Source organism: Cytobacillus oceanisediminis 2691, assembly GCF_007678455.1.
GTDB classification, from domain to species: Bacteria; Bacillota; Bacilli; order Bacillales; family Cytobacillaceae; genus Mesobacillus; species Mesobacillus oceanisediminis_A.
Window position 1 is genome coordinate 1 of record NZ_VEEP01000046.1, and the last position, 428, is coordinate 428.

Genomic DNA, 428 nt, shown 5'->3' on the forward strand with positions numbered 1-428 from the left:
CGCAAGATGTTCGGCATGCATGGATTGTCCAACCCGGCACACGACCCGGCTCTGAAAACAACCGGCGGCATGCTTTATTACCAGTATGACGGCACAAGAGCCGTATCCGAGGTGACCGACCGCCACGGCGACATGATCGAGCGTTACCGCTATGACGCGTTCGGCAGCATCTTCACCGGCACGACGACGCCATATAACTACCATGGCTACACCGGCATGCGCTACGACGGCAAATCCGGACTTGTCGACATGAACGCCCGCTGGTACAACCCGGGCACAGCACGATTCATGAGCGAAGACACCTATCCAGGTGATGTCAGTCAGACCCAGACACTCAACCGTTACGCCTACGTCATGAACAACCCGGTCAACCAGTGGGATCCAACGGGGCATATGGCAGAAGATTTATTCGGAGCAGCAGTTCCAGC

At 56.8% G+C, this 428-nt stretch carries 1 protein-coding gene; it reads left to right on the forward strand.

Annotated elements, in window-relative coordinates; all coding sequences use genetic code 11:
- Positions 1-428 (forward strand): RHS repeat-associated core domain-containing protein (locus FS736_RS23435; protein WP_144481525.1); only part of this gene is annotated, 428 nt, incomplete at both ends.